The sequence below is a fragment of the Parabacteroides sp. CH2-D42-20 genome (assembly GCF_003670185.1).
GTDB classification, from domain to species: domain Bacteria; phylum Bacteroidota; class Bacteroidia; order Bacteroidales; family Tannerellaceae; genus Parabacteroides; species Parabacteroides distasonis.
On record NZ_RAYG01000023.1, the window covers coordinates 54467 to 77626 of the forward strand.

At 39.8% G+C, this 23160-nt stretch carries 14 protein-coding genes and 2 pseudogenes; 13 read left to right on the plus strand and 3 right to left on the minus strand.

The annotated features are described in order from the left end of the window. Window positions 1–5 precede the first annotated feature (5 nt). Window positions 6–1265, minus strand: a complete 1260-nt coding sequence (locus tag D7V92_RS14320) for a putative DNA modification/repair radical SAM protein (RefSeq protein ID WP_022193167.1) — start codon at window positions 1263–1265, stop codon at window positions 6–8. Between the two features lie 268 nt (window positions 1266–1533). Between D7V92_RS14320 and D7V92_RS14325 the strand changes: the two genes are divergently transcribed. From D7V92_RS14325 to D7V92_RS14365, 9 genes and pseudogenes are all read left to right on the plus strand, one after another. Further along, window positions 1534–2130, plus strand: coding sequence for an RNA polymerase sigma factor (locus D7V92_RS14325; RefSeq protein WP_057319427.1), 597 nt, complete (start codon window positions 1534–1536; stop codon window positions 2128–2130). Window positions 2131–2365: 235 nt separating this feature from the next. Next, window positions 2366–3211: a FecR family protein gene (locus tag D7V92_RS14330; RefSeq protein ID WP_121773146.1), complete on the plus strand. Its 846-nt coding sequence runs from the start codon at window positions 2366–2368 to the stop codon at window positions 3209–3211. 249 nt (window positions 3212–3460) lie between these two features. Continuing rightward, window positions 3461–6766 carry a TonB-dependent receptor gene (locus D7V92_RS14335; protein ID WP_121773180.1) on the plus strand — a complete coding sequence of 1102 codons (3306 nt, stop codon included), beginning with the start codon at window positions 3461–3463 and terminating at the stop codon, window positions 6764–6766. 20 nt (window positions 6767–6786) lie between these two features. Then, complete coding sequence (locus D7V92_RS14340) at window positions 6787–8271, plus strand: RagB/SusD family nutrient uptake outer membrane protein (RefSeq protein WP_121773147.1); 1485 nt, start codon at window positions 6787–6789, stop codon at window positions 8269–8271. 52 nt (window positions 8272–8323) lie between these two features. After that, window positions 8324–9871 carry a sulfatase gene (locus tag D7V92_RS14345; protein WP_121773148.1) on the plus strand — a complete coding sequence of 516 codons (1548 nt, stop codon included), beginning with the start codon at window positions 8324–8326 and terminating at the stop codon, window positions 9869–9871. 209 nt (window positions 9872–10080) lie between these two features. Further along, on the plus strand, window positions 10081–11676 hold the full coding sequence (locus D7V92_RS14350; protein WP_121773149.1) for a sulfatase: 1596 nt from the start codon (window positions 10081–10083) through the stop codon (window positions 11674–11676). A gap of 80 nt (window positions 11677–11756) precedes the next feature. Next, window positions 11757–12707 carry a glycerophosphodiester phosphodiesterase family protein gene (locus D7V92_RS14355; RefSeq protein ID WP_005858452.1) on the plus strand — a complete coding sequence of 317 codons (951 nt, stop codon included), beginning with the start codon at window positions 11757–11759 and terminating at the stop codon, window positions 12705–12707. 18 nt (window positions 12708–12725) lie between these two features. Further along, a complete protein-coding gene (locus D7V92_RS14360) occupies window positions 12726–14228 on the plus strand; it encodes a glutamine synthetase family protein (RefSeq protein ID WP_121773150.1) in 1503 nt (500 codons plus the stop codon). A gap of 503 nt (window positions 14229–14731) precedes the next feature. Continuing rightward, a pseudogene (locus D7V92_RS14365) lies at window positions 14732–15466 on the plus strand (MATE family efflux transporter); the annotation flags it as partial. A gap of 45 nt (window positions 15467–15511) precedes the next feature. Here D7V92_RS14365 and D7V92_RS14370 read toward each other — a convergent pair. Next, window positions 15512–17299, minus strand: coding sequence for a glycoside hydrolase family 15 protein (locus tag D7V92_RS14370; protein ID WP_036616074.1), 1788 nt, complete (start codon window positions 17297–17299; stop codon window positions 15512–15514). A gap of 5 nt (window positions 17300–17304) precedes the next feature. Then, the gene (locus tag D7V92_RS14375; protein WP_121773152.1) at window positions 17305–19566 is read right to left on the minus strand and encodes a bifunctional alpha,alpha-trehalose-phosphate synthase (UDP-forming)/trehalose-phosphatase; all 2262 of its coding nucleotides are present in this window, start codon (window positions 19564–19566) and stop codon (window positions 17305–17307) included. A 701-nt stretch (window positions 19567–20267) separates the two neighbouring features. Between D7V92_RS14375 and D7V92_RS14385 the strand changes: the two genes are divergently transcribed. The 4 genes and pseudogenes from D7V92_RS14385 to kdpA all read left to right on the plus strand — a co-directional run bounded on the left by D7V92_RS14385 (window position 20268) and on the right by kdpA (window position 23155). After that, the gene (locus D7V92_RS14385) at window positions 20268–20741 is read left to right on the plus strand and encodes a hypothetical protein (protein WP_121773153.1); all 474 of its coding nucleotides are present in this window, start codon (window positions 20268–20270) and stop codon (window positions 20739–20741) included. A 92-nt stretch (window positions 20742–20833) separates the two neighbouring features. Then, window positions 20834–20968 (plus strand): annotated as a pseudogene (locus D7V92_RS14390) (helix-turn-helix domain-containing protein); the annotation flags it as partial. A 370-nt stretch (window positions 20969–21338) separates the two neighbouring features. Next, a complete protein-coding gene (locus D7V92_RS22740) occupies window positions 21339–21419 on the plus strand; it encodes a potassium-transporting ATPase subunit F (protein ID WP_080504992.1) in 81 nt (26 codons plus the stop codon). Window positions 21420–21445: 26 nt separating this feature from the next. Next, complete coding sequence (kdpA, locus tag D7V92_RS14400; protein ID WP_121773181.1) at window positions 21446–23155, plus strand: potassium-transporting ATPase subunit KdpA; 1710 nt, start codon at window positions 21446–21448, stop codon at window positions 23153–23155. Window positions 23156–23160 lie beyond the last annotated feature (5 nt).

A 23160-nucleotide genomic window follows, 5' to 3' on the forward strand; every position in this document is an offset into this window, starting at 1 on the left:
AGGCGTTAATCTATAAAAGGCAGTATAAGCTGCCGATCGTCTACTTTCTTTCCGCTCTTTCTCGTCAATAGTTGCCGGACGGTTTCAGGGCTGACCTCATTCACGGTCTGCGTCGGGAGTTCCCGGCAAGTAATAAAATAGCTAGCCTTTTTCATGACCACTCCTATTTTCTTCAACTGCTCTGAACCGAGATTAGCGTAACGCCGGGAAACGATTATGATCTTTGCCGATTTCACGCCAATACCCGGAACCCGAAGAAGCATCTCGTAATCCGCTTTATTGATATCTACCGGGAAGACCTCCGGATGCCGCAGGGCCCAAGCCAACTTCGGGTCCACGTCTAGATCCAGATCCGGATATGCGTCATTGACAATCTCATCTACCTTGAATTGATAAAAACGCAATAACCAATCCGCTTGATATAAACGATTCTCACGGACCAGCGGAGGCGTGGTAAGTGCCGGAAGACGGTTATCATACGCATTTACCGGAATGAATCCCGAATAGTAAACACGCTTCATCGTAGGTCTCTGATATAAGGCGGATGATAGACGAAGTATATCCTTGTCGGTATCCGCCGTAGCGCCAACGATCATCTGCGTGCTTTGCCCGGCGGGAGCGAATTGCGGGGCATACCGGAAACGCTTGCGTTCCTCGGCACTTTGTAATACACCTTGTTGGATATAACGCATAGGGGCAAATACGCTTTTAAAATCCTTTTCCGGAGCTAGAGTCCGCAAGCTCGCCTCATTCGGGATCTCTATATTCACGCTTAAACGATCGGCGTAAAGCCCAGCCTCATTTACCAATTCTTGGCTGGCTCCGGGGATACTCTTCATATGTATGTACCCATTGAAGTGATGCACGAGGCGCAAATCCTTGATGGCTCTCACCAACCGTTCCATCGTGTAATCCGGGTTTCGGACCACGCCGGAGCTTAAAAACAATCCTTCAATGTAATTACGCCGGTAAAACTCGATCGTAAGATTCACCAACTCGGTAACGGAAAGCGTAGCTCTCGGTAAATCATTACTTCGCCGGTTGATGCAGTAGGCGCAATCATACATACAATAATTCGTCAGCATGATCTTTAAAAGCGAGATACACCGTCCGTCCTCAGCGAAACTATGGCAAATACCCCATCCCGCGGCACTTCCTATAGCCCCGCTCTTATGCGAACGGGAGGTTCCGCTGGAAGCGCAGGATACGTCATATTTTGCCGACTCGGCCAAGATTTTCAATTTCTCGAGCACTTTCTCGTCCATAATTTCACCGATATGTTTCGTACAAAGATAATGATCTCACAGAAATCAATAGTACGCTTTAAAGAGATTTAAATGTGATAAAAACCTTATATTTGTATCGTGAAAATTTTGGAAGTGCCTTACTTCGTTGAAATCGCCAGTTTTAACAGCACACAAGGCACAAGCCCTCGCTATATCTGCGGGTTGCTTGTCTACGTGTGCATAGGTCTCTGGCGATACCTTACGAAGTGTAGGCGACAACCCGCTTTTTCTCTAAGTATAAAAGGGCATGAAAGTATCTAAACAAAATATTATGAACTTGTTATCCTCTGTTTCTTCAGACGGCAGAGGGGCATTTGAGCGCTTTTATAATTTGTATTACGATCAGGTATTCCGTTTTGCGTATTATTGCCTTGGAGAGAAAGAGGCTTGCAAGGAGGTCGTGTCCGACGTGTTCTTTTCCATTTGGAAATCAAAAGCACGCTTAAAAGAGATAGACAATATAGATACTTACTTGTATATAACGGTACGCAACGAAGCGCTTCGTCATATTTCAAGAAGCAATAGTGTCAATAAAATCCAGATGGATCAGTTATATTCATTTGAACCAGAGGAAGAAGCTACTCCTGAGGGTATGTTGGAATCGCAAGAAATGCGGGAACTTTTTAATCTGGCAATTGATGAGCTTCCCGAAAAATGTCGCCTAATATTCTTGATGATCCGTGAGGAAGGATTAAGTACCAAGGAGGTCGCTAAAATCCTATCCATCCAAGAGAGTACGGTCCGAGTGCAAATGAAGATTGCGGTGGAGAAGTTAATAAAACGATTGAAATCGGATTTTCCTGATATTTCGTTTGTTTTCATATTAATATCCATTTTCCAATAAAATCAAATTAGCCAATGAAGTATATATTTCAAGGCACTTGAAGTATATATCCTATAGCACTTAAAGTATATATTCTACACAGAAGGGAGTAATACTAGGTGAAAATGACTTTCTACACGACAATTATTTGGATGTTTTATGCATCTAGGACATATTTCAAACATTTTAAAAAAAACGTCTTTCTCTTTAAACGAATTTCATCGATCCTTACTCCTCATTATAAGAAAGACGAAATATGGAGACAAGAAAAGAGATCATAAAGCAAATGGGTGACGCAATGAGGGAAGATATCTTCCTAGAGGTCAACAACCGTATCGAACGCAGCTTGCGCAGAAGGTTTTGGTTGAGAATATCTGCGGTCGCCGCCTCCGTCACGCTTTTGTTCAGCATCTCCAATTATATCTCTTTCCACGAAGGCTACAAGAAACTGAACAGCCAAATGGTAGAGATGGTGAATCCGATGGGAATGCGATCCTCCGTAGTCCTGTCTGACGGCACGAAAGTGATCCTCAACGCCGGTACGACATTGAGTTATCCGACAGCTTTCGTCTCCGGGCAGAGGGAGGTAAAGGTGAACGGTGAGGCATTCTTCGAGGTATCGCACGACAAGGAGCATCCCTTTATCGTTAGCGCTGAAAATGTTAAGGTGAAAGTATTAGGAACGAAGTTTAATGTGAAGGCCTATGATGACGATGATAATATAGAGGTGACTTTAGCGGAAGGGAAAGTCGGTGTCGGACTTGACACTAAAAATCTCATCCAGATAATGCCGGGACAGCAAATAAAATATATGAAAGCCTCGCATCGCTTTATCAAGAGAGAGGTGAGATTGCAAAGTTATACGGCGTGGGTTTGTGGTAAATTCTATTTCACCAATTATCCACTAGAGAAAATCGCTAAGCAACTGGAAAGGAGCTTTAACGTGAGAATCCAGATACTCGGGGATGACTTGAGAAAGGCTGCTTTCACCGGTGATTTCGTACGAGGAGAGAACATAGACCAAATACTCCGAGTCATGACCGCTAATCGACCTATAAGATATGAGATAGAAGGGGATCAAATTACGATCTCGAAAAAATAAATCCAATGAGTTTAAACTTTAAATCGATATGCCTATGAAATAGAAAAAAGAGAATGGAGAAAGATGCGAAACGGAAAATGCTACCAACATCTTCCGTTTCTAAAGACTCAAGTCTGAATTATCGCAACACAATTACAAACTTTAAATCATTGCAAAAGTATGAAATTTATTTCACACACAAGGTATTATATGCCTAATGTTAACCTAAAAAAAACATATAACATCATGAGACTATCTGTTGTACTATGTATGCTCAGCTTATTTTGCGCATCCGCGAAAACGGGTTACTCTCAAGTAGCGGAAATATCATTGAATCTGCACAATGTTACTATCTCGGAGGCGCTTGAAGAGATCAAGCACCAAAGTGAATACTCCTTCTGGTACAAGAATGATGAGATTAATCTTAATGAGAAGATCTCTGTGGAGGCAGATAGACAAAGCATCAACCAAATATTACATGGTATTCTTGGTAGACAAGGGTTGTCTTATACGATTGATGATAAGCATATCATAATCTACAAGAAAAATGAACAGCCTCGGATGAACCAGCAGGATGGTAAAATTACAGGAATCATTACTGATCAAGCGAACGTACCCATTATTGGTGCTAATGTTATCGTAAAAGGCTCCTCTATAGGTAGCATATCTGATATGGACGGACGTTTTAGCTTAGATGCATCGGAAAAGGATGTCCTTTTGATATCCTACATTGGTTATATAACTAAAGAAGTAAAAATTGGTAAGCAACATTCCCTTAAAATCCAGTTAACAGAGGATACCCAAAATATTGATGAGGTTGTTGTCATTGGCTACGGATCTGTAAAGAAGAGTGATTTGACAGGTTCCGTATCCTCTGTTAAAACAGCGGAATTACAGCAAACGCCCATGACTTCTATTGATCAAGGTTTGGTCGGTCGAGCCTCAGGTGTGCAAGTAATCCAAACCTCTGGTATGCCGGGAGCCGTAGCTTCTATCCGGGTACGTGGAAGTAGCTCGTTACAAGGAGGTAATGAGCCTCTTTATGTTATTGATGGTTTCCCTGTTTATAGTGGTAGCGGTTTCGGGAATACGGGGGGTAAGACACAGATGAGTGGTCTGTCTACTGTAAACCCATCAGATATTGAGTCTATAGAGATCTTGAAAGATGCCGCAGCCACGGCGATCTATGGAGCACGTGCGGCTAACGGTGTTGTACTGATCACGACGAAAAGTGGTAAAAAAGGACGGGATATTATCTCTTTTGAAACATCGATAGGTTGGTCTAATGTCTCAAAGAAAATAGATTTAATGAATGCTCAGGAATATGCGAAACTAGTAAATGAGGCATATACGAATGATGGATTGAAACCCTATTATGATGCTACGCAATTATCCGAAATAGCGAAGTTGGGTGATGGGACCGATTGGCAGGACGAAATTTATAGAACAGGTGTTAGCCAAACTTACCAACTAAGTTTTTCAGGGGGTGATGAAAAAACACAGTATGCAATATCTGGAAACTATACCAATCAAAAGGGGATTGTGATTAACTCGGATTTTAAGCGTTATTCCATTCGGTTAAATTTAGATCGTAAAATCTTCAAAAATTTCAATGTAGGCACGCATATGACAGCTAGCCATACGATAAACAATGCGGTAGCAACAGATACCGGAGGAGAAGATGGTACTATTTCTGGAGCTCTAAGAATGAATCCGATACAACCTGTGTATGAAAATGAAGCCACAGGCACATATACTCAAGTAAATATACCTGGTATATTGGTCCCAAATCCTGTAGCGACAGCAGAAGAACGGAAATTCAACAATGCGACTTCCCGTTTGCTAGGAGATATTTATGCTCAATGGGAGATAATACCTAATCTTAGATTGAAAGTATCTTTAGGTGCGGATGTCATGTATCATAAAACGAATAGATACACTCCATCCTCTATTTATCAATCGGGAGGAGTGGCATCTGCTCAAATAGGTGTTAATAAAACTATTAATTGGCTGAATGAGAATACTCTGACTTGGAATAAAACATTTGCAGAGGATCATGATTTGAATTTATTAGGAGGATTTACCATTCAAAGGAATAATACAGAATATGTTTTGGGCTCATCTTCAAACTTTGTGAATGATGTTATGCTATATAATAATCTAGGTGCGGGTTCTGTTTACAATAAGCCAGAATCCAATGCTACGCAATGGAGCTTGATGTCTTATTTGGCACGTATCAATTATACGCTAAAGCATAAATATCTATTCTCCGTAAACGCTCGTGTCGATGGATCATCAAGATTTGGGGCAAATAGCAAATATGGTTTTTTCCCTTCCGCATCAGCCGGATGGAGAATATCCGAAGAGGAATTCATGGAATCTACAAAAGACATTATTTCAAATCTGAAATTGAGAACCAGCTATGGTTTTACTGGTAATACAGAGATTGGTGTTTATGAATCTCTAGCCACATTAGGCTCTAGTAGCTGGATTTTGGGGAATCAGCTGGTATCTGGTTTTTTCCCGAATAAAATTCCAAACCCAGACTTAAAATGGGAACGTACAGGACAATTTGATATTGGAGTTGACCTAGGATTAATAGGTAATAGATTGAGAATTACCGCAGATTATTACAAGAAGAAAACGACAGATCTTTTATATAATGTAGCAATTCCTTCCACCTCCGGGCATCAGAGTATGCTGAAAAATATAGGTAGCGTAGAGAATCATGGATATGAACTTTCTATTGAGAGTGATAATTTGCGAGGAGATTTCACTTGGACTACTGCGTTTAACATATCATTTAACAAAAATAAGGTTCTTGAATTAGGAGGAGAAGAATATAAAGATGTGGGACAAAATGATGACCATTTAAAAACTGGTTCTGTACGTCGTTTAATTGTGGGAGAACCAATTGGTGTTTTTTATGGATATCGCTTTGATGGAATTTTCCAGAATGAAGAAGAGTGTAAACAGCAGACTTCTTCATCATCGCCTATTGGTGTTGGTTTACGTAGATATAAAGATCTGAACGGTGATGGAAAAGTTGATGCAGCCAATGACCGAGAAATATTAGGAGATGCAAGTCCTAAATTTTTCGGAGGTTTAACAAATACATTTGCTTATAAAGGATTTGAATTAAATGTTTTCTTGCAATATTCCTATGGTAATAAAATATTCAATTATAATGCAATGGAATTGGAAAATCCGACAGGAGGCCAAAATGTTTTTGCAGAAATGATAAATCGATGGACACCGGAACATCCGAGTAGTGTTTATCCAAAAGCAACAACCAATCGAGCATTATTGGTTAGTGATCGATTTATAGAGGATGGTTCTTTTTTGAAATTAAAAACTTTATCACTGTCATATAGTTTTCCTACTTTGAATATTAAACATATTCAAGGGATTCGATTATATGTAACGGGTCAGAATTTGTTAACATGGACTAAATATAAAGGATATGATCCGGAGGTTAGTTATAAAGGTGCTTCTACGCTTGAGGCAGGAGAGGATTTTGGGGGTTATCCACAAGCACGAACCTTTATGTTTGGTATAAGATTTGATATTAAGTAAATATGTAAATTGAATTAGTCATGAAAAAAATCATAAAGTTTAGCTGTATATCATTGTTTGCTTTATTTAATACTCACTGTTCCTTTTTGGATGAAAAGCCAGTTGATCGATTAGTGGAAGATAATTTTTATGCTAGCGAACAGGATGCTCAAGCGGCGGTTGACGCTGCTTATCAGCAATTGAATAGTATTTATAATAGATGTATGTACATGTTATGTGACTTGACATGTGACGGAATGAAAAATGGATTAGGCATGCCAAATTCAAACTTGCAAGATTTGGAATTTTTACGTCATACTTCAGAAAATACATTTATTAGTGATATGTGGCAAAATAATTATGCGGGTGTTATGAAAGCGAATGCGGCAATTAATAATATTCCATCTATTACCATGAATCCTGAACTTCAGCAGAGACTTATTGGAGAAGCTAAGTTCTTGAGAGCTCTATATTATTTTAATCTTGTTCGCTTTTGGGGGGATGTTCCTTTAGTTACTCAATTAGAGACTATAAATGATGCTATGGGACCTAGAGTGGCGAAAGAACAAATTTTCGAGCAAATTTTATCAGATTTAGCGGAGGCCGAAGAAGTCCTTCCTTATCCATCCGAGTATACGCCTGCGGATATCGGACGAGTAACTAAAGGTGCCGCAAAGATTTTAGCAGGAAAAGTATATTTAACAAAAGGAGATTTCGCTAATGCGAAAGATAAATTAGCAGAAGTGGTTGAACATGAAAGTTCTTATGGGTATGGTTTACATGTAAATTACGGTGATAACTGGAACTTGGAAACAGAAGCTGGACAAGAAGCTGTCTTTTATATAGAATATAAAGCCAATCCCTTTCCTAACAATGGTGAGATGAGTATGGTTGGACCTAAATATTCTATACCGGAAACTGTTGGAGTGCAAGGATCTAATGAGGCGGATATACCAACTATGGAACTGAATGATGCATTTGAGGAAAATGATAAGCGAAAGATTGTGAACATGAGGACTCATTATACAAATTTCCAAAATGGAAAAGAATTAGTTTCTAGTATTCCCCTATTTGGAAAGTATTGGCAGGAAGGGATTAGTGCGGCTAAGTTCTGTGAGATCAATATGCATATCATCCGTTATTCTGACGCTTTGCTAATGTATGCGGAAGCCTTGAATGAAGTAGGAGAATCAGTGAAAGCTCATGAAGTATTAAATCGTGTGAGAGAACGTGCATTTGGAGATTCTTCCGGAAATTACTCAGGTCTTTCAAAAGATGCGTTTAGGCAAGCAATCTTAGAGGAACGTTTTTTAGAGTTCCCGATAGAAGGGCATCGATGGTTTGATTTAGTTCGTATGGGAGTTTTTGTTACTCGTATGAAAGAGCATAGTGCTTATGAAGCCTCTATCGCAGAGAATAACAAGACTGATATCGCTAAAAATATAAAAGATCATTTGATACTTATGCCTATTCCTCAGCGAGAATTAGATTTAAATCCTGAATTAAATCAGAATCCTGGTTGGTAATAAATTATGAATCTGGAGCTGTATATTTTACAGCTCCACAATAAATTATTTTATGAATATAAGACTTAATAGTACATTGTTATCATTGACTCTCGCTAGTCAGTGTTTAGCTAGTCAGGTTGAAATACAGGAATCTGGAAATACTTCTTTTGATGTAAAACCGTTAAATGTTGTTTTTATTCTTTCGGATGACCATCGGTATGACTATATGGGGTTCATGGGAACGATTCCTTGGTTGGAAACTCCTAATATGGATCGGATGGTTAAAGAGGGAGCACATATCAAAAATGCATTTGTCACGACATCTCTTTCCTCGCCCAGTCGAGCTTCTATTCTGACAGGTATGTATTCACATAGTCACAAGGTTGTTGATAACTCGGCCCCTCTTCCTGAAGGGCTAGTGTTTTTCCCTAAATATTTGCAAGAAAGCGGATATAAAACTGCATTCTTCGGGAAATGGCATATGGGAAATGATTCTGGTGCTCCACAACCCGGATTTGACCATTGGGAGGGATTTAAAGGACAAGGGGAATATTATAATCCTCGTATTAATACAAATGGAGAATGGATACAATATAATGACAGTACCTATGTCACGGACTTGTTGACTGAGCATGCGATTCAATTTATGAAAGATCAGAAACAAGCGGATAAACCATTTTTTGTTTATTTGTCACATAAGGGGGTGCATGATAATTTCTCTGCTGCAAAACGACATAAGGATTGTTACAAAGACAAAGAATTAGTATTACCCCAGACAATAAATACTCCTTATTATGGTGTTAAAAATTTACCGACTATTAGTAAGGAAACCGGAAAAGCTGCTTTTGGAAAAGATTATTATGGAGAGAAAATGTCTCCCAATTGGGTTAAAAACCAAAGAGAAAGTTGGCATGGAGTAGATTATTCCTATCATGGTCGTCCTTGGGATGTTCAAGTTCGCAAATATTGTGAGACCCTACGTTCCGTAGACGAGAGTATTGGTGCTGTCCTTGACTATTTGAAAGAAGCGGGATTGGATGACAACACGTTGGTTATTTATATGGGGGATAATGGTTTTGCGTGGGGAGAACATGGGCTGATTGATAAAAGGCAATTCTACGAGGAGTCTGTTCGAGTTCCCATGTTGGTTCGTTGCCCAGGTTTATTTGAGGGTGGTAAGGTTATAGAAAACATGATACAAAATGTTGATATCGCTCCTACTATTATGGCATGTGCAGGTTTAGATAAAGCTAAGCAAATGGTCGGGTATTCTTTTTTGCCATTGCTTAAAGGAGAGCGGGTGGATTGGCGAGATCATATTTTCTATGAATATTATTGGGAATATGAATTTCCGCAAACACCTACGATGCATGGTATCCGTACCGATCGGTACAAATATATACGTTATCATGGGATTTGGGACACAAATGAGTTCTACGACTTACAAAGTGATCCATATGAAACAACTAATTTAATTGCGGAGCCTGAGTATAAAGAGGTTATCAAGCAGTTGAATACTCAGATCTATGATTGGTTGGAATCTACGGACGGAATGAATATTCCTTTGAAACGAACAGTACGACCCCATACGGATCATAGGAATCAAGGGTATTATTGATTCTTTGTGAATGTATCACTCAAGGCTTGTCTAGTAAATAACTAGTGGCTTTGTAAATCGTTTAATATTTTTATTGTTTAGCGAGTAACAGGAATAAATATATCAGAGGTACTAATTACAGAAGTAAATATAGTACTTTTGCCTTAAAAACAATAAGATTATAATCTTGTATTATTTTTCAGAAAATAATCATCACTAAAAAATAGTATATGAAAAACATGATTAAAACAGGTGCCATCTTAGCTCCTGCCCTTTTATTCTCCGCTTGCGGAACAGGGCAAAAAGAAGTGGCAGAGAAGCCGCTTAATATCATCCATATCATGACGGATGATCATTCGTATCAAACTATTAGCGCTTATGGACATGCGCTAGGTAAATTGGCACCAACACCAAATTTAGATCGTTTGGCTGCAGAAGGAATGTTGTTCCGGCAAGCTTTCGTAGAGAATTCTCTGTCTACTCCTAGCCGTGCTTGTTTGATGACCGGTCTTTACAGTCACCAAAACGGACAAAGACAGTTAGGAAAAGGTATTGATACGACAAAAGTATTCTTCTCTGAAATCTTACAACAGCACGGTTATCAGACAGGTGTTGTCGGTAAATGGCATATGCAATGTGAGCCGAAAGGTTTTGATTATTATCATGTGTTATGGGATCAAGGAGATTATTATAATCCGGAGTTTAAAAGCAAAGAATCGAATGGCAAGTATGTAAAAGAAGAGGGATATGCGACGACCCTTACGACCGATCACGCTATCGAGTTTTTGGAAGAGAGGGATAAGGATAAGCCTTTCTGCCTGCTGGTTCACCATAAGGCTCCACATCGTAACTGGATGCCGGATACGAAATATATGGATTTATATGAGGATGTAGAGTTCCCATATCCAGATACTTTCAATGATAATTATGCCACTCGTTGCGATGCCGCACGTACACAAGAGATGAGTATAGACAAAAATATGACTTTAGTTTATGATTTGAAGGTAGATGAGCTTAAAGATAAGGAAGCTTATAAAAAGGAATGGAATATTGGTGGTTGGGAGGCCTCTTTGGATCGTATGACCCCGGAACAACGGGAGGCTTGGATCGCTTCTTATAAGCCTCGTAACGAAAAATTCATTAACGAGAACCTGAAAGGTGAGGATTTGGTTAAATGGAAATACCAACGTTATATCAAGGATTACGTACGTTGCATCAAATCTATTGATGATGAGGTGGGGCGTTTGATCGCCTATTTGGAAAAAGAAGGGCTTATGGATAATACCGTGATCGTTTATACCTCGGATCAAGGTTTTTACATGGGTGAACATGGCTGGTTCGACAAACGTTTCATGTATGAGGAATCTTTCCGTACGCCGTTGATTATCCGTTATCCTGCTAAAATCAAGGCGGGAAGTGAATGTACGGCCTTAGTACAGAACATTGACTATGCCCCGACTTATCTGGATATAGCCGGTATCGAGAAACCTGATTATATGGTAGGAACTTCTTTAGTCCCCTTGTTTGGAGGCGAGACACCAAGAGATTGGCGTGAGTATCTATATTATCATTATTATGATTATCCTGCGATCCATATGGTACGTCGCCACGATGGCGTACGTGACAGTCGTTATAAATTGATTCATTTCTATGGAGAGAAGAATGAACATAATGACGCGATTAATTGCAATGAGCTTTACGATTTGCAAAGTGATCCGAATGAGCTGAATAATTTATACGATAATCCGGAATATGCTGATATCCAAACTCGCCTGCAAGCACGTTTGGATAAGTTCCGTGTAGACCAGAAAGTTGACGAATATTAAGGTGCTAACTCTGTAAAATCATTTATTTTGTGTAAGTTTGGCGGATAGAAAGAATCATTCACCTAAAATACGATCGTGAAATGAAACTCAATTTATCCGCCAGATTTTTAATGCTGGCCCTGCTTTGTGGTTCTTGCGTATTGAACACGCCAAAGGAGGAGCTTGAATACAACGGAATGAATACGCTACAGATATCAAATGTAGATGATTTGATATCTTTCTACCAATATGCCGATGACCGAATTCCTTTAATTAGCGGACACCGAGGTGGACGGGGAAAAGGCTATCCAGAGAACAGTATGGAAACCTTTGAAAATACCCTCTCTTATACTCCTGCCACGTTCGAGATAGATCCGAGGTTAACCAAAGATAGTGTTATCGTCCTTTTCCACGATGATACACTGGAGCGTACCAGTAATGGAACCGGGAAAGTTTCTGATTACACTTGGGAAGAATTGCAAAATTTCCGTTTGAAGGATCCCGAAGGAAATATCACAAACTATCGTATCCCGACTTTAGAGGAAGCGATTCGTTGGGCCCGTGGAAAAACAATCCTAATCCTTGATAAGAAGGATGTTCCGATGGAGCGCACTGCTCAGCTGATTACCGATATGCAAGCGGAACCTTATGTAATGATTACGGTTCATGATGGTGCCTCGGCTCGTTTCTTTTACGAGAAAAATCCGAATTTCATGTTTGAGGCTTTTGTAAAAACGAAAGAGGCGGTTCAAGACTATGAGGATAACGGTATACCTTGGAACCATATCATGGCTTACGTAGGACCTAAGATTACCCCCGAAGTCCGTGAGGTGATCGATATGTTACATGAAAGAGGTGTCATGTGTATGATCTCGACCGCCCCTTCCGACGATAAACTATCCACACCCGAAAGTCGTGCTGAAGCATACCGTATGATCATCCGTCAAGGCGTGGACATCATAGAGTCTGACCGACCTATAGAGGTTGCTGAAGCGATCTCTAGCTTGATTCCGGTTAGCAGTTCCAAAGGAAAGTTTTTCTCTACACTATAAACATAATCAATATAAGACATGAACAAAGAACTAGAAATGACTCCCAACGTATTAGTGGAGTTTTTACAAAAGCCAGCGTCCGAGTTTACGAAAGAGGACATTATCCGTTATATCTATGAGAAAGATATCCAGATGGTTAATTTTATGTATCCCGCGGGCGACGGACGTTTGAAAACACTAAACTTTGTAATCAACAATGCGGCCTATCTGGATGCGATCTTGACTTGCGGTGAGCGTGTGGATGGCTCTAGTCTTTTCTCGTTTATCGAGGCGGGAAGTAGTGACCTGTATGTGGTGCCCCGTTTCCGTACGGCTTTCGAGGATCCGTTTGCGGAATTACCTACGCTTACCATGCTTTGCTCATTCTTCAATAAGGATGGAGAACCCTTAGAAAGTTCCCCGGAATATACCTTGCATAAAGCTTGTAAGGCTTTTCATGAGGTGACGGGAATGGAATTTGAGGCAATGGGTGAATTAGAATATTACGTAATCGCACCGGATGAAGGCGTTTTCCCTGCTACCGACCAAAAAGGTTATCATGAATCCGCTCCTTACGCTAAGTTCAATGAGTTCCGGACGGAGTGCATGCACTGCATAGCGCAAGCCGGGGGACAAATTAAATATGGTCATTCGGAAGTTGGTAACTTTACGTTAAATGGTTTGATCTATGAGCAAAATGAGATCGAGTTCTTACCATGTCCTGCGGAAAATGCAGCGGATCAATTGATGATCGCAAAATGGGCGATCCGCAATCTAGCGCATGAATATGGATATAACATCACTTTCGCTCCGAAAATTACGGTGGGAAAAGCAGGTTCCGGTCTGCATGTCCATATGCGTATCATGAAAGATGGCAAGAATCAGATGTTAGCGAATGGTATCTTATCCGAAACCGCCCGTAAGGCTATCGCTGGAATGATGTGCTTAGCTTCCTCTATTACGGCTTTTGGAAATACGAATCCAACCTCATATTTCCGTTTGGTTCCACACCAAGAAGCACCTACGAATATTTGTTGGGGAGATCGGAATCGTTCAGTTTTAGTTCGTGTTCCGCTAGGTTGGGCCGCAAAAACGGACATGTGTGCTTTGGCGAACCCATTGGAACCTGCCAGCCATTATGATACGAGCCAAAAGCAAACGGTCGAGATGCGCTCACCGGATGGCTCCGCTGATTTATACCAATTATTGGCAGGATTGGCAGTTGCGTGCCGCCATGGTTTTGAGATCGATGATGCTTTGGAAATCGCTGAGAAGACTTATGTAAACGTGAATATTCATAAGGAAGAGAATCAAGATCGCCTAAAGACATTGGATCAACTCCCAGACAGTTGCGCAGCCTCAGCCGCCCGTTTAAGACAACAGCGTGCTGTTTTTGAAAAATATAATGTGTTTAGTCCGAGTATGATAGACGGCATCATCCGTAAACTGGAATCTTATGATGACACTTCTTTACGCAAGGACCTAGAGAATAATCCAGAAGAGATGTTGAAGCTGGTCAATACTTATTTCCATTGTGGCTGAAAATCCTTTTTATGGTTTCACAAGAGGGTGTGTCATGACACACCCTTTTTATGCCCTGCTTTCATCTCTTGAACTTTCCATTGTGTTTTTTTGAATATCCGAGCACAAGAGAGACCATAAATTAAAACGAAAATATTCTAGAGAAGAAAAAAAGATATAATAGTAAAAAAAACATGATAAAAAATTGTTATTTACAAATAAAGGCTTACCTTTGCCAACATCAAAACAAAATGATGTTATAAATTCATTTTGAAGTTATATGTTTTTCGAGTTTAACCTTGACTGTGAGCACAAAAGATTATCGCGAAGATCTTTTGAACGGTTGGATAGAGACGTCTATTTAGCCGTTTTTTCTTTTAGCCCTATCCAATAAAGCTATTCAGCTATTTGACAAATACAGCTTTATTTGTCACGGAGATTTTATATCCTTTTATTTTATGGATTACGAAATAACATACTGCATAAAAGCGGTATGTTGTATCGTACTATTATACAGTTGAGCAATGAATTATACATATAAACAAATATGGCTCATCAACTTTCCTGTAATGATGAGCATCTTAATGGAACAATTAATCAATATTACGGATGCTGTTTTCTTAGGCCACGTTGGAGAGATAGAATTAGGAGCGTCCGCTATCGCCGGAATTTATTATTTGGCGATTTATATGCTTGGTTTTGGATTTAGCATTGGGTTGCAAGTAATGGTAGCTCGAAGGAATGGAGAGCAAGATTACAAGGAAACCGGCAAGACTTTTTTTCAAGGCTTATTTTTCCTTTTGGGATTGGCTATCTTTCTTTACCTTCTCATTCATACGGTTTCCCCATTTATATTAAAGAAGCTGATCGTTTCCTCGGATATTTATCGAACGGTAATCCTATACTTGGATTGGCGTAGCTTTGGATTGTTGTTTTCATTCCCATTTTTAGCGATACGTTCTTTTTTAGTGGGGATAACGCATACAAAAGCTCTATCTTGGGCTGCTGCCATAGCGGTATTAATCAATATTCCTTTAAATTTTTATTTGATATTCACTAGGGAATTAGGAATCTCGGGGGCGGCAATTGCCTCTTCTTTGGCAGAGATGGGCTCCTTTATGATGCTTTCCTTCTATATGTGGATACGATTGGATAAAGAAAAATATGGGTTAAGGCCGGTCTATAATGGTAATTTACTTATAAAAGTCTTGAAGTTATCAACATGGAGTATGCTTCATGCGTTTATTAGTGTAGCCCCTTGCATAGTGAAAAAATATTTCCAAAATGAAAGAGATACAGAAGGTTTATTTAAAAAACAGTCGTATGTCCTCTTCCGAAAACAATATAGCGGTATTGACTAGTGCCAAATGGGAATATGCTTGAGGAAAATTCCCCAGTTGCTCCTTGGTTTCAAAATCAATGTCTTCACTGAAAAGTCCCAAGTGATTTGAATTATGAAGCATTTCCTCAAACAGACTACGTGCTTCTTCTTTTTCTCCAATGACATAAAGAGCACGAATGAGCCAGAACGTACAAATAGTAAAGGCGGAAGAGGGAAGTCCGAAATCATCATGAGATTTATAACGGTACATCAACCCTTTGTAAAGTAACGCATTCTTTATCGCTTGCACTGTTTTATGGTAGCGTATGTCTCTCGGATCGATAAATCCGTACGGTTCCATTAACAACAAGGACGCATCAAGGTCGGAATTACCGTAGGCTTGCGAGAAACTTTGCATCTCTTCTTTCCAACCGTTTTTCATGACATTTTCTTTGATTACGGTCGCTTCTTCCGACCAACGTCTCCGGTATGTCGGTTTGTTTAATAAATCTGCAATACGAGCTCCCCTGTCTAATGCGACCCAGCACATAACTTTGGAGGAAACAAAATGCTGTCCTTCTCCTCTAATTTCCCAAATGCCTTTGTCTGGTTTTTTCCAGTCAATCATCACATTCGTCAGGATACTTTTTACCATTTCCCACATATCTTCCACCTCGTCCAATGTACCGGGCATCAAACGATAGTATTGGTAGATCAGGTCCATTAAATAGCCGAACGAGTCATTTTGAAGCTGGTGGTAAGCATCATTACCGATCCGAACGGGTCGTGAGTTTTTATAACCGGAAAGATGTCCCAGAATAACTTCCGTCAATTTTCTTTCTCCGCGAATACCGTACATGATCTGGTAAGTATCGTGTTGAGAAACAAAAGTAGACTGGACAAATCTCATGAACCGCCTTGCGGCTTCCACATGGCCTATCTGGAACAAAGTTTCAATGGACATGGAGGCGTCGCGCAGCCAACAAAAACGATAATCCCAGTTACGGACTTCTCCGATCGTTTCCGGTAGGCTAGTTGTTATGGCCGCCAATACGGCTCCATTATAAAAAGACATCAATTTTAAAACTAGGAGACTTCGCTCAATGACATCGTTATAGACCGTAAACTTCTTGGTTCGGTCAGTCCAATTCAACCAATAAACCAGCGTCCGGCAGTATTCCAGTTTCTCACGCTCAATGTTGACGGGTATTACTTTCTCGTTATATGAAAGTAGCAAGAACTCGTCCTTAGCCAGTACGATTTCTTTCTGTTCCAAGATGTTGTGCAAAGGTAGTGAGGAATAAAGATATTGCCTATCTTTGCTGTTAGAAGTAGAGTAGGTCTCTATATATTCCGAGGTCGTGTTGAAAATTGTCTTTCCACGGGCATAGTCCGGAGCCGGCTCATAGTTGATTTTAAAACGGGGAGTACCTTTGATTCTGCGGATATATCGGTAGATCTCTGCCGGACGATAACAATTGCTCGCATCGCTCAGATGGTAACAAGGCATGAAATCTACAACGGCAAATTCATTTTCTTCTGATACGAAGTTGGTCGAAAGAATATTTGTATGAGGAACATACGATTGCGATATTTGATAATCCGGAGAAACCTCGAAGCCGAAATATCCCCCTTTCTCCCGATCGAGCAATGATGCAAAGATGGAAGGTGAGTCGAAGTTAGGGAAACATAACCAATCTATACTGCCTTTATCCGAAATCAAAGCCGCAGTGCAGCAATTTCCTATTACTCCGTAATTTAACTTGTCCATAAAAATTATTTTTTATTTGTCCACAATCCTTTAAAAAAATCAACGGTGGCTTTCAGTTGACCTTTTATGCTTCTGGAAGTCGTTCCGTAACTAACACCTTCACCCGACAGTTCTTCCAAAAAAGGCAATACTTCTTCCTGCGAGGACAGATTGTATTTGGCTTTTTCAGATACAATTCCAACTTTAACTGTTATGGCGGATACTGGAAGAGCCCGGAACATATCCTCATCCGTCGTGTCATCTCCCATTGCTAGTATAAAATCATAGCGGGAAGCCAATAATAGGCGATCTACTTCCGAACCTTTTGTGCATTCTGGAGATTTTATTTCCACGACTTTGTTGCCCTGCATGATTTGTAATCCCTTTTTCAGGCAAACAGGCATTATAGCCTTTGTTAGCTGTTGCGCTCTCAGCTCTCCCAGCCAGGCGTCCGATTCTCTATAATGCCAGGCAAGAGCAGCTTCTTTTGTCTCAAGATGAGAGTACGGGGTTTTGCTTACAAACAAATTTAGAATAAACAATAGCTCCGAATCCCACTCTCGATTGTCTATGTTTTTATGCCATGCGCCTTTTTCCTTGTAAAATGCACCATGCTCGGCGGCAAAAGACAGAGGAAGATCTCCCAGCCATTTCTCCAATGTATAGTGGTCCCGCCCGCTATTAATGGTTACATGATTCCGAGAGTCGGAACAAAAACGCTGTAACAGGTCTCGTAATGCAGGTGTTGGAACTGCATCTTCCGGATGATTTTTGAATGCAGTTAATGTTCCGTCGTAATCCAGCAAAATCAAGCGCTTTTTCGCTTGGTCATATAATGTTTTGATTTCGTTCTGGTCTTGTGCGGAGATCTTTTTCTTTTGTAATCGTTTGTTTTTCTCTGCGGTCTGCCGCCATTCTCTCATGAAATCCGCAGCCCATTTGTTTACGGTTTGAACCGAAAGGATGGCTTGCATTCGCTGAAGCCTTTCTCTTTGTTCCTCCAATGGCATTTTCAATGCACGGCAAATGGCTTGTTCGATCTGGTCCGTGTCGTTTGGATTAATCAATAAAGCATCAGACAATTCAACCGAAGCACCGGCCATTTCACTTAAAATGAGTACCCCCGGATTATCTTGTTTGGTAGCGACATACTCTTTTGCCACAAGATTCATACCATCGCGCAAAGGGGTTACCAAGGCTATATCGGCAACATAATACATCGCTACCAATTCCTCAAAAGAGAAACCGTGATAAAAATAACATACCGGAGTCCAATTCATGGTAGAGTAAGTTCCATTGATAGAACCGATCTCCTCGTCTATTTTGGTTTTCAATTCGGCATAACTGCCTACATGGTCGCGAGAGGGGACGATAACCATCGCCAATGTCACTTTCCCGTGATATTCCGGATGATTTTTCAAAAAAGAGGCGAATCCGTAAAGACGGTGCAATATTCCTTTGCTGTAATCCAGTCGGTCTACCGATATGATTAACTTATGATCTCCAAATAGAAGTCGTGTTTTCTCTACTGCGTGGTGGACTTTGTCATCAGCTATCACATTGTGATAAAGATCATAGTTTATCCCCATCGGTAATGCATCCACACGGGTTACACGATCATTCATTTGAACTTCATCCAGATTGAAATTCTTATGAAGGACGCGTTCCGTCGCACTGATGAAATGACGCATATAATCGTGAATGTGAAAAGCGACAAAGTCGGCTCCCAAAAGTCCGTTCAGGATCTCAACCCTTTCGGGCAGAATCCGGAAAAGTTCATGTGAAGGAAACGGAATATGGTGGAAATACCCGATATGAAGGTTGGGAAACTTCTCACGGAGCATGCCTGGCAACAGCATTAACTGATAGTCCTGTACCCAAACCCAATCATTAGGTTCAACTATCCGCGATATCTCTTCACAAAAAACAGCATTGACTTCCCTATATGATTCCCAAAAGTTCTTTTTATATAACGTATAAGCAAAAAAGTAATGACAGAGGGGCCATAGGGTACTGTTGCTATATCCTTCGTAGTAATTTTCATACTGCCTGTCGGATAAGAATACCGGATGATAATTATTTTTTTCCAATTGACTGCAAATGTCATCTTTTTCCGTCTTTTGTTCTACGCAGACGCCAGGCCAACCGATCCAATGTTTTTCACAATCAACGTCCAATGACTTCAAACCTGTAGCCAGCCCTCCTTCGCTCCGTGAAAAAACAAATTTTCCATCGGAGGAACGTGTAACTTTTACAGGCAACCTATTCGAAATGATAAATAATCTCATATTTGAAATATTATATACAACACAAAGCAAAATCCATACCAATTTGTATTTGTCATTGATAAACAGATGTTTGCAAATAGGGAAGCCTAAGTAATATTACCAAAATGAAAAAGTGTTTTTCATTTTAGTTGTTTTTTTTACTTTCAATTTAGAATTGATATTTTTAATCTATTGATATATAGTGATTTATGTTTATTGTTCTTAAATTGGTCTGATTTTGGCATTATCTTTATCAGTTTAGATTTCCGAAGAAAGTATCATTAATATTCATCTTCGGTTGTCTGCTATAAGAAACAATGTAGAACAACAAAGAAACAAAATGGTATTTTTTATTTATCAATTAGGCTCGCTTGCCTCTGTATGGGCAATCAGCAATTTAATAAAAAAAGATGTTCCTCAAAGGATCAAAAACAAGATTATCGTTCTGTTACTAGTAACAAGCTGGATTGGTGTTTTTGGATATTTTTTCATTTTGAAAAACAGGATTGAAAAATGGTGGCCTTGCAAGAAGTATTTGGTTGCCCATAGAAGGATATAAGTTTCATATTATATATTATTGCAATTAAAGTTGTTTTATGTGTACCAAAATCTTTTTCTCCATTCATTATGTAAAGATTTGAATTGTTTTTTTCTTTTTGAGCCGTGGATATAATTTATTCACGGCTTATTTAAAAGATTTAATTTCAAAAATTAGGATACAAATGGAAAAGAATATGCGGATGAACTTTTTGAAGCAACGGATAACGGTAATATTACTGTTAGTGGCTAGCGTATGTATATGTGGTAGCATCAATGAATTCTATTTCTTCGAAAATGATTATTATTTTAAATATCTGCTGAATACTTTTACAGGAATCATCCTTTTGACAGGAATTGCCTATTTATGCTATCCTCAAAAGAAGACAAATCAGGAAAATGAATTGGTGCTGAATGAATACAAACTGGTGTATGAAACGGAGTCTACCGCATCGCAATATTTTATTTCTGATACAGAAGCTTGGAACACATTAAGAAAACAATTGAAAACAACAGCTCGGGGACATGCTATTTTATATATCAGCGAAAGTTGCGAATTGCCTATAATCAATAACACGATTTTAGCTAAAAAGAGAAATTTCGATTGTTGGAAGCCTGTCTGTGCAGGGCAGATATCTAAAGATTTTGGTGAGATTTAAAGTGATCATAAAAAATATATGGCAGCCATAAAACGATGTCCATGGAAAGGAAATGTCAATTATCTGAAAATATGGGGAATAATATTGAATTGGACCTAATCAGCGTTGAAAAGCACCTCATTCAGAAAGTTCTCCAACATACCAACGGATACAAACCCGAAGCAGCTCGTCTTCTTGGGATAGGCTTAACCACACTTTATAAGAAGATGGAAGCCTATGGACTATAATGTGGAACACTTTGTTCTTGCATACCCGGTAGGTTACCTAAAACAGGCAGCTTGCCTTTTTATATACCTTTTCAAAATGAAAATATCCTTTTCATTTTGAAAAGGATTGAGCATATTACATAATAATATTATTTTTTTTATTATATAACTGATAAACAATATATTGTGCATAAACTCGATTTTTTGGCACAGCTTTGGCATATAGTAGGGCGGAAAACAAATAAATAGTATTAACAATTAAAAGAGACAAGTATGGAAGATACGTTATCATTTTTGTTCTTGTGTGCTACCGGTGTAGCATGCTATTGGTTTTTCTTCAAGTGTGTGGACTGGTTTGAGAAAATTTAATGTAGGAAAGGAGAATTAAATTATGTTTTTAGCACTGTTTATACTTTGCTTATTGATCTTCGGGTATTTGATGTATGTCCTAATTAAGCCCGAAAAGTTTTAATGGTAATTAGTTTTTTAAGTGAAAAGATGAATACAGAAATTTTAGGTGTAGCATTGCAGATATTGCTACTGCTGGTTATCAGTTACCCGCTGGGAAAGCATATCGCCAAAGTGTATAAGGAGGGAAACGACTGCATGCGTTTCATGGCTCCAATTGAAAGATTTATTTACAAACTGGCGGGTATCAACCCCAATGAAGAGATGGATTGGAAGGCATTCTTGAAATCTCTGCTTATTATAAACGTATTTTGGTTCTTCTGGGGTATGATCCTGTTGGTATCGCAAGGATATCTTCCTTTGAATCCTGATGGGAACAGCGGACAAAGTCCAGATTTGGCGTTCAACACGTGTATTAGTTTCATGGTTAACTGTAACTTGCAGCACTATAGCGGAGAAAGCGGTTTGACTTATTTTACACAGTTGTTCGTCATCATGTTGTTCCAGTTCATCACTGCTGCAACAGGTATGGCTGCCATGGCTGGAATTATGAAGTCGATGGCCGCCAAAACAACTAAAACAATCGGCAACTTCTGGCACTATTTAGTGATCAGCTGTACACGTATCCTTTTCCCGATGTCTCTGATCGTGGGTTTCATCCTGATCATACAAGGTACGCCGATGGGCTTTGACTCCAAAATGACAATCCCGACATTGGAAGGAGCTGAACAAACTGTTTCACAAGGTCCTACAGCTGCAATCGTTCCGATTAAACAGTTAGGTACGAATGGTGGTGGTTACTTCGGAGTAAACTCTTCTCACCCATTGGAAAACCCGACTTACCTGACCAATATTGTAGAATGCTGGTCTATTCTGATCATTCCGATGGCATTGGTATTTGCTTTGGGATTTTATCTGAAACGTAAAAAGTTAGGTTATGTGATCTATGGTGTGATGCTGTTTGCTTATCTTTTGGGGGTATTCTGTAACGTTCACTATGAGATGGCAGGTAACCCGAAAATCGACGAGATGGGTATTGACCAGTCTTGCGGTGCTATGGAAGGTAAGGAAACCCGTCTGGGTCCGGGCGCAACCGCTTTGTGGTCTGTGACTACGACCGTCACCTCTAATGGTTCCGTTAACGGTATGCACGACAGTACAATGCCTCTTTCCGGTATGGTGGAGATGTTGAACATGCAGATCAATACATGGTTTGGTGGTGTTGGCGTAGGTTTCATGAACTACTATGCATTCTTGATTATAGCCGTATTCATCAGCGGTTTGATGGTCGGACGTACGCCGGAATTCTTAGGTAAAAAGGTAGAAGCCCGAGAAATGAAGATTGCGACGATCGTTTCGTTAGCTCACCCGTTCGTGATTTTGATCTTTACGGCTATCTCTTCCTACGTATGGGTATATGCCCCTGAATTCGTAGAGAGCGAGGGTGGCTGGTTGAACAACCCCGGTTTCCATGGTTTCAGTGAAATGTTATATGAATATACTTCTTCTTCTGCTAACAACGGTTCCGGTTTTGAAGGATTAGGCGACAATACCTATTTCTGGAACTACACTTGCGGTTTGGCACTGATCATTTCACGTTATTTGCCAATTGTCGGACAAGTAGCTATTGCAGGTCTTTTGGCAAACAAGAAGTACACTCCGGAAAGTGCGGGTACATTAAAGACTGATACGGTTACATTCGGTGTGATGACATTCTGCGTAATCGTCATCGTTGCTGCCTTGTCATTCTTCCCGGCACAAACACTAGGCCCGATCGCCGAATATTTTAGTATTTACTAATTGAC